General features: G+C 63.3%; 6 protein-coding genes. 3 read left to right on the forward strand and 3 right to left on the reverse strand.

Annotated elements, in window-relative coordinates; genetic code table 11:
* Positions 1–506, reverse strand: a 506-nt coding sequence (locus AC1DUU_RS19845; protein ID WP_476785115.1) for an STAS domain-containing protein, incomplete at its 3' end; no start/stop codon positions are given.
* Positions 507–583: 77 nt separating this feature from the next.
* On the opposite strand from AC1DUU_RS19845, the gene dgcA reads away from it, so the two are divergent.
* Entirely contained in the window at positions 584–1,567 is a 984-nt protein-coding gene (gene dgcA, locus AC1DUU_RS19850) for an N-acetyl-D-Glu racemase DgcA (protein ID WP_476785116.1), read from the forward strand.
* Here dgcA and AC1DUU_RS19855 read toward each other — a convergent pair.
* Both AC1DUU_RS19855 and AC1DUU_RS19860 read right to left on the reverse strand, forming a co-directional pair.
* Positions 1,529–2,752 (reverse strand): MFS transporter, encoded by a 1,224-nt coding sequence (locus AC1DUU_RS19855; protein ID WP_476785117.1) that lies wholly within the window; start codon positions 2,750–2,752, stop codon positions 1,529–1,531. The two genes, dgcA and AC1DUU_RS19855, sit on opposite strands and share 39 nt — an antisense overlap.
* A 307-nt stretch (positions 2,753–3,059) precedes the next feature.
* On the reverse strand, positions 3,060–3,878 hold the full coding sequence (locus tag AC1DUU_RS19860) for a UDP-2,3-diacylglucosamine diphosphatase (RefSeq protein WP_476785118.1): 819 nt from the start codon (positions 3,876–3,878) through the stop codon (positions 3,060–3,062).
* Between the two features lie 119 nt (positions 3,879–3,997).
* Between AC1DUU_RS19860 and AC1DUU_RS19865 the strand changes: the two genes are divergently transcribed.
* Together AC1DUU_RS19865 and AC1DUU_RS19870 are read left to right on the forward strand one after the other, a co-directional pair.
* On the forward strand, positions 3,998–4,777 hold the full coding sequence (locus AC1DUU_RS19865; RefSeq protein ID WP_476785119.1) for an SDR family oxidoreductase: 780 nt from the start codon (positions 3,998–4,000) through the stop codon (positions 4,775–4,777).
* A gap of 169 nt (positions 4,778–4,946) precedes the next feature.
* Positions 4,947–6,582 (forward strand): phosphate acyltransferase (locus tag AC1DUU_RS19870; RefSeq protein WP_476785120.1); only part of this gene is annotated, 1,636 nt, incomplete at its 3' end.

Raw genomic sequence — 6,582 nt, forward strand, 5'->3', positions numbered from 1 at the left:
CGCCCGAGCTTCATCTGGGCGCCGCGGATGGTCGCGCCAAGAATGTTCATCGAGGCGAGGAAATCGTCGCGCATCTCATAGACGCGGCGACCCATGGCCTCAAGCAAGCGGATGACAACATTGGGTGCGCCTGCCCCAGCCGATTCGCCGTCCCGCCGCACCGCGTCGCTGACCGCACCGAGAAGGATCTTGGCTACATCGCTGCGGCCCTCCATCTGGACCTCAACGCCCTTTTTCTCATTGGCACTGACGAGTCGGTCGATGACCCAGGCACCGGCGGTGTCCATCTTCTCTATGCCGGAAAGGTCGAGTGCCAGCGTCGCAAAGCCCTTGCGCGCCTCGATCTTGCGCATTTCGGCGTCGACGAAAGCAACCGTGCGGGTGGTCCAGATGCCGGTGAACACGCAGGCAAGCACGCCTTCGCGTTCCGCCACAGCAACTTGCGGTCGGTGATCTCGGCCGTCGGCTGCCCCGCCGCTTGCTTCCCGTTTGCCGATGGTGAACATGGCACACTACTTAACGCGTCGGCTGCGGCATGTCGATTTTCGCAACCACGCCAAGCAGTTGAACGGAGCAGATTTTCATGTCGCGTGTCCTTTCGGTCGTAGATGAGCGCTTTCCCATCGCCGGAACGTTCACCATCTCGCGTGGTTCCAAGACCGAAGCCGAAGTCCTCACCTGCACGATAGCCGAATCAGACTTAATCGGGCGTGGCGAATGTGTGCCCTACAAGCGCTATGGCGAGACCTTGGAGAGCGTGCGGGAGCAGATCGAAAAGGCGCGCCGCGAGATCGAGAACGGCGCCTCCCGCGCCGATCTGCTGACGCTGATGTCGGCGGGTGCTGCCCGCAACGCCGTCGACTGCGCGCTGTGGGACCTGGAGGCGAAGACAAGCGGCCTGTCAGTCGTATCGCGGCTCGGGCTTGCCTCGCCTCGTGCACTTGAGACCGCCTACACGCTATCGCTCGGCGAGCCGGAGGCGATGGCGGCACAAGCACGCGCCAACGCGTCGCGGCCGCTGCTCAAGGTCAAGATCGGTGGCGACAACGACATCGCCCGCATCCGCGCCGTCACCGAAGCGGCCCCCAACAGCCGCATCATCCTTGACGCCAATGAAGGCTGGACTGATGCCAATATCGTCGCGAACCTTGCCGCGGCAGCCGAACTCGGCATCGCACTCATCGAACAGCCGCTGCCAGCCGGCGCTGACCAGATCCTTGGCCGCATTGCGCGTCCGATTCCGATCTGCGCTGACGAGAGCGTTCACATCGCGGCCGATCTTGGCAAGCTCAAGGGCCTCTACGATGCGGTCAACATCAAGCTCGACAAATCGGGCGGGCTGACGGCCGCGCTTGAACTGCGCGATCAAGCGCGCGCCCTTGGCTTCAAGGTGATGGTCGGCTGCATGGTCGGCACGTCGCTCGCCATGGCGCCTGCTGTGCTGCTTGCCCAGGACGCCGAATTCGTCGACCTCGACGGCCCGCTGCTTCTGGCGCGCGACCGCTCGCCGCGGCTTATCTACGAGGGCTCAACGGTGTCGCCGCCCCTGCCCGAGCTTTGGGGCTGAGCGGGACGCCAGAACCACAAGCACGATCGCGCACGCAGCAACGACGGCCATGAAATAAAACCCGTCGACGCCGAACCGCTGGTAGAGCGGGCCTGAAAGCAGCGTCACGATCGCCATCGACATGCCATTGGCGAAATAGGCGACGCCTTGGGCCGCTCCGGTACGCTCTTCAGGCACCGACTCGGCAATCAGCTTCTGCACACCGATCAGCACCAGAGCTGTCGATACCGAATGCAGGCTCTGCACGGCGAAGAAGCCAGGGACACCTAGCCCGAGCGGCCAGATCAACGGATAGGCGACCCAGCGCACGATCGCGCCGATGCCGGCCAAAATCAGTACCGAGGCTGTGGATTTGGAGCCGAACAGGCGCGTGAAGAACATGAACATCACGATCTCGGTGACCACGCCCCAGCTCCAGAGCAGGCCGACGACGGTTTCGTTGATGCCGAGCGATTTCCAGTAGATCGACACGAAGCCGTAGAGAAAGCCGTGGCTGCCGATGATGACGCCGGTGCCGCCGGCCATTAGCAGGAAGTAACGGTTGAACAGCTTGGGCGCGGCCTGCTGCATGTCGGTCGCCGACAGCGGCGAGGCAAGTCTCGGCCGGCCGAGGCGCGGCGTGATGAACGACATCAGGAAGCAGCCGAGCAGGCCGATGGAGATAATTGCCGGCACGGCATCGGCCCCTGTCAGCGACAGGACAAAACCCGCGCCAAGACTGCCGGCCAGAAAGGCGATCGAGCCCCAGATGCGCATCGCGGCATAATCCGAACCGAAGCGGCGAACACCCGAGAGCGCCAGCGAATCGGCGATCGGCGAATGCGGCGTCCACACCACCGAAAGTGCGAGCGAAACCGCGAGCACGACGAGATAGGTCGGCTCCAGGAAGTAGCCGAGTGACAGCAGCAAAGCCGACGCCGCGAGGAAGATGAAGACGTTGGCGCGATCCTTGGCGCGATCAGCCATAGCAGCGATCAGCGGCGTGGTGATGACGCGCAGGAACATAGGCGCCGACAAAACGATGGCGATCTGCTCGGGGTCGAACCCTTTGGCTTCGAGCCACAGCGGGAAATATGGCAGGTGCACGCCCATCGGCACGAAAAGTGCCGCGAAAAGCAGTGAGATACGCAGTTCGAAGCGCTGCGGCTTGATCTGCTGTTCTGGCGTGAGTGGGGGAAGCTTCATGGCAGATATGCGGGTCCGGGCGCGACCCGAACCAAACAAGCCTCACCGATTTGCCTGACCCATTACCATGGGTGCCAGCCGCACGAAAGCCGCCGGGTCTGTCGAACAGAGCAAAGGTTGGACCACGCGCCTGATGCTGTGTCTGCCATGCGCCATCACCCCGACCACCGGACGTTCGTCTGCGCCGAGACGTTGCGCCCGCTTATGCACAGGCTGCGCTCCGCCAAGCGAATCGATTTCAGCGTGACCTGGGCCCTCTCGGCGGTGGCGCGAGACGTAATTGGAAACACACATGGCCAGTGTCCGCTCAGGCGGCCTTGTCGACCCGCTGGTCGACGACCATGGGAACGAAGGGTTCGTTGACGAGCTTGCCGGCCAGGACATGCGGCCAGCGCAGGATGACGAAGGTGCCGTCGAAGTTTTCGGCCACCGCCGTGCAGTTTTCGACCCAGTCGCCGGTGTTGATGTAGTCGATGCCGCCAAATTTTTCGATCACTGGGTGGTGAATGTGGCCGCAGATGACGCCGTCGACCTCCGAACGCCGCGCCTCGTCAGTCAGCACATCCTGGAAGGCGCCGATGAAGTTGACCGCCTTCTTGACCTTGACCTTGGCCCAGGCCGAGAACGACCAGTAGGGCATGCCAAAGGTGCGGCGGAAGCGTGCCACCAGGCGGTTGAGCGCCATGGCCGCGTCGTAGGCAAAGTCGCCGAGATAAGCGAGCCAGCGCGCGTTCTGCACCACGGCATCGAACTGATCGCCATGGATGACCAGGAAGCGCTTTCCGTCGGCGGCCTCATGGATGGCGCGGTCGGCAACGACGATGCCACCGAAATGCACGCCCTGGAACATGCGGGCGAACTCGTCGTGATTGCCGGCGATATAGGTGATCGCAGTGCCCTTGCGGGCCTGGCGCAGCAGTTTCTGCACGACATCGTTGTGCGCCTGCGGCCAATGCCATGCGCGGCGCAGACGCCAGCCGTCAACGATGTCGCCGACGAGATAGATGCTTTCGGCTTCGTGATGGCGCAGGAAGTCGATCAGATACTCGGCCTTCGCCGCCTTCGAACCGAGATGGACGTCGGAGATGAAAAGCGCTCGGAATCTGCGTGTGCTGGTGCCGGACATGGCATTTGACCCGTTGCTGTCGCGCTGGCTATGCCCAGATTCATGCAACAGGCGTATGACGGTTGCGGCAGCCGCCCCTTGGACATAGGGTGCGCCATCACCGACAGGAGACAGACATCATGGATCTCGGAATCCGGGGCAAGAAGGCCATCGTGTGCGCGTCGAGCCGTGGGCTCGGCAAGGGATGCGCGATCGCACTCGCCGAAGCGGGCTGCGAGCTCTTCGTCAATGGCCGCGACGCCGCAGCGCTCAGCCGCACGGCGACGGAGATCCGCCAGCGATTCGGCGTGAAGGTGACGGAAATCGTCGGCGACGTGTCCGATCCCGAGGTGCAGAAGGCGCTGTTCACCGCCTGCCCGTCTCCCGACATCCTGGTCAACAACAATGGCGGGCCGCCCTACCGCGATTTCCGCCAACTCGACCGCGCCAAGATCCTCGAAGGCGTGACCAACAACATGGTCACCCCGATCGAGCTGGTCAAAGCGGTGATCGACGGCATGGCCGAGCGCGGCTTCGGGCGCATCGTCAACATCACATCGCTGTCGGTCTACACGCCAATCCCCGGCCTCGACCTGTCGTCGGGGGCGCGCGCCGGTCTCACCGCCTTCCTGGCGGGTGTGGCGCGAACTGTCGCCGACCGCAACGTGACGATCAACAACATGCTGCCGGGCAAGCTCGACACCGACCGCCTGCGCGGACCGCATGAGCCGGGCAGCATCGAAGACCCGGCGCAAGGGGCGGCGAGACGCGCTAGATTGAGCGCTGAAATTCCGGCTGGCCGGCTTGGCACGCCGGAGGAATTCGGCCAGATCTGCGCCTTCCTGTGCTCGGTTCATGCCGGATACATGACCGGCCAGAACATTCCGGTCGACGGCGGGCTCTATGTCAGCTCGTTCTGAGCACCACCAAAGCTGAAACGACATCTCAGCAAATTACGTCAAGCGGTTGGAATGATTGCCATTCCAACAATTGAAAGTGATTCAACTGCCATCTAGCCGTTGACACCTCGAAAAATGCCAGGGTCGTGCTAATAACGGCCTTTGAAGCGGAATCTGTAAGGAGCGAAAAATGGCCGGGGACGACAAGAAGAAGGAAGCGCTCTCCGATCTCGATCAGGCCGCGCTCTTTTTCCACAAGTACCCGGTTCCCGGTAAGCTCGAAATCCAGGCGACCAAGCCGCTCGGCAACCAGCGCGACCTGGCGCTTGCCTATTCGCCCGGCGTCGCCGCGCCCTGCCTCGCCATCAAGGACGATCCCGAAACCGCCGCCGACTATACCGGCCGTGCCAATCTCGTTGCTGTGATCTCCAACGGCACCGCCGTGCTCGGTCTCGGCAATATCGGCCCGCTGGCATCCAAGCCGGTGATGGAAGGCAAGGCCGTCCTGTTCAAGAAGTTCGCCGGCATCGACGTCTTCGACATCGAGATCGACGCGCCCGAGATCGACCAGATGGTCAACACCATCTCGGCACTGGAGCCGACCTTCGGCGGCATCAACCTCGAAGACATCAAGGCGCCTGAGTGCTTCGACGTCGAAGAGCAGCTCAAGGCCAAGATGAGCATCCCGGTCTTCCATGACGACCAGCACGGCACCGCGATCATTGTCGCGGCCGCGGTGCTGAACGGCCTGGAGCTTGCCGGCAAGAACATCGAGGATATCAAGATCGTGACGTCCGGCGCGGGTGCGGCGGCGCTTGCCTGCCTCAACCTCCTGGTATCGCTTGGCGCCAAGGTCGAGAATATCTGGGTCACCGACCGCTTCGGCGTCGCCCACAAGGGCCGTGTCKAGGAAATGGACCGCTGGAAGGACCCTTACGTCAAGGACACCAACGCCCGCGTGCTGGGCGATGTCATCGGCGGTGCCGACGTATTCCTGGGCCTGTCCGCCGCCGGCGTGCTGAAGCCCGAACTGCTCAGCCAGATGGCCGAGAAGCCGCTGATCCTGGCACTCGCCAATCCAAAGCCTGAGATCATGCCGGAAGAGGCGCGAGCCGCCCGTCCCGACGCGATGATCTGTACTGGCCGGTCGGACTTCCCGAACCAGGTCAACAACGTGCTGTGCTTCCCCTACATCTTCCGTGGCGCGCTCGACTGTGGCGCGCGCGCAATCAACGAAGAAATGAAGATGGCCGCCGTGCGCGCGATCGCGGCGCTGGCGCGGGAAGAACCCTCCGACGTCGCCGCGCGCGCCTATTCCGGCGAAACGCCGACCTTCGGCCCTGATTTCCTGATCCCCTCGCCATTCGATCCCCGGTTGATCCTGCGGATCGCGCCGGCCGTGGCCAAGGCTGCCTGCGAAACCGGCGTGGCGACCCGCCCGATCACCGACTTCACCGCCTATGTCGACAAGCTCAGCCGCTTCGTCTTCCGCTCCGGCCTGGTGATGAAGCCGATCTTCTCCAATGCCAAGCAGGCAACCTCCAAGCGCGTCATCTACGCCGACGGCGAAGACGAGCGCGTGCTGCGCGCTGCCCAGGTGGTGCTGGAGGAAGGTTTGGCCAAGCCGATCCTGATCGGCCGTCCGCACGTCATCGAAGTGCGGCTCAAGCGCTACGGCCTGCGTATCCGTCCAGGGATCGACTTCGAGGTCATCAACCCCGAGGACGACCCGCGCTACCGCCACTATGTCGACCATCTGATCGACCTTGGTGGCCGCCAGGGCATCACGCCTGAGGCTGCACGCACCATGGTGCGCACCAACAACA

The organism is Aminobacter sp. P4_H6_2 (assembly GCF_056400805.1).